The organism is Streptomyces sp. NPDC057654 (genome assembly GCF_042800135.1).
GTDB lineage: Bacteria > Actinomycetota > Actinomycetes > Streptomycetales > Streptomycetaceae > Streptomyces.
On the sequence record NZ_JBHVHQ010001303.1, the window covers coordinates 1 to 1,594 of the forward strand.

At 67.3% G+C, this 1,594-nt stretch carries 3 protein-coding genes; all 3 read left to right on the forward strand.

Translation table 11 applies throughout. The annotated features are described in order from the left end of the window. Window positions 1–276 precede the first annotated feature (276 nt). Genes ACFU99_RS43055 through rpoZ form a run of 3 tightly spaced genes read left to right on the forward strand, consistent with a single transcriptional unit; the run spans window position 277 to window position 1,572 of the window. Complete coding sequence (locus ACFU99_RS43055; protein WP_030879735.1) at window positions 277–600, forward strand: integration host factor; 324 nt, start codon at window positions 277–279, stop codon at window positions 598–600. A 38-nt stretch (window positions 601–638) separates the two neighbouring features. Next, window positions 639–1,244: a guanylate kinase gene (gene gmk, locus ACFU99_RS43060; protein WP_384404084.1), complete on the forward strand. Its 606-nt coding sequence runs from the start codon at window positions 639–641 to the stop codon at window positions 1,242–1,244. Window positions 1,245–1,299: 55 nt separating this feature from the next. Beyond that, window positions 1,300–1,572 carry a DNA-directed RNA polymerase subunit omega gene (gene rpoZ, locus ACFU99_RS43065; protein WP_030879741.1) on the forward strand — a complete coding sequence of 91 codons (273 nt, stop codon included), beginning with the start codon at window positions 1,300–1,302 and terminating at the stop codon, window positions 1,570–1,572. The last annotated feature ends 22 nt before the right edge of the window (window positions 1,573–1,594 follow it).

The following is a 1,594-nucleotide window of genomic DNA, read 5'->3' on the forward strand; positions in this document are numbered from 1 at the left end:
CCGCCGGACTGCGCGCTTCCGCCGCGCGGTTCGCCGAAGAAGTGCGCGCGGCGGTCGGCTGACGTCAAAATTGTTGGTTGTTATGTCCGGAAAAGTACTAGTCGAGCGAGTCTGACCAGGAGTTTTCACCTGTTCTCGCTGACTGGAGCGGGATCGGCCGCTAGTCTCCGACGAGAGCGAACGTGCAAGCGCGTTGCTCGTTGCTCCGTAGGTGTGGGGCGACTAGGTTCCTCACCGGTCCGTATCCGACAGTTCGACATCCGAGGTGACGTAGGCGTGGCTCTTCCGCCCCTTACCCCTGAACAGCGCGCAGCCGCGCTAGAAAAGGCCGCCGCGGCTCGCCGGGAGCGCGCCGAGGTCAAGAATCGACTCAAGCACTCCGGCGCCTCGCTGCATGACGTCATCGAGCAGGGACAGAAGAACGACGTCATCGGCAAGATGAAGGTCTCAGCCCTGCTTGAGTCGCTCCCCGGCGTGGGCAAGGTCCGCGCCAAACAGATCATGGAGCGACTCGGCATCTCCGAAAGCCGCCGTGTCCGCGGTCTCGGCACCAACCAGATCGCCGCGCTGGAGCGCGAGTTCGGCGGCAAGGCGGCCTGACGTTTCCAGGCACTCCTGGGAACCGGGATAATCGCTGCATGAGTACACCAGTCTCCCGGGGGACGGCCCCCGTCCCTCCGGCCAGACATCCGCGGCTGACCGTGCTCTCCGGCCCCTCCGGGGTCGGCAAGAGCACGGTCGTCGCGCATATGCGCAAGGTCCACCCCGAGGTATGGCTCTCGGTCTCCGCCACCACCCGCAAGCCGCGGCCGGGCGAGCGGGACGGGGTGCAGTACTTCTTCGTGGACGACGAGGAGTTCGACAAGCTCATCGCCAACGGCGAACTGCTGGAGTGGGCCGAATTCGCGGGCAACCGCTACGGCACACCCCGGCAGGCGGTCCTGAAGCGGCTGGAGGCGGGCGAGCCCGTCCTCCTGGAGATCGACCTCCAGGGCGCGCGGCTCGTCCGCGAGTCGATGCCCGAGGCCCGGCTGACCTTCCTCGCCCCGCCGAGCTGGGACGAGCTGGTCCGCCGGCTCACCGGCCGGGGCACGGAGCCGCCCGAGGTCATCGAGCGCCGGCTGGCCGCCGCCAAGGTGGAGCTGGCCGCCGAGGCCGAGTTCGACTCCACCCTCGTCAACACCTCCGTCGAGGACGTGGCCCGTGAGCTGCTAGCCTTGATGCTGAATAACTCCGGGGAGTGATCCCCGGCAACTCTGGGGGATGACCCCCGCAGTACAACGCAGCGGAAGGCAGAGCGTGTCCTCTTCTATGACCGCGCCCGAGGGCATCATCAACCCGCCGATTGATGAGCTGCTTGAGGCAACCGACTCGAAGTACAGCCTCGTGATCTACGCCGCCAAGCGCGCGCGCCAGATCAACGCGTACTACTCGCAGCTCGGCGAGGGCCTCCTGGAGTACGTCGGCCCGCTGGTGGACACGCACGTCCACGAGAAGCCGCTGTCGATCGCGCTCCGCGAGATCAACGCCGGCCTGCTGACCTCGGAGGCCATCGAGGCCCCGGCGCAGTAAGCAGAACGTCCCCGCCACGGGC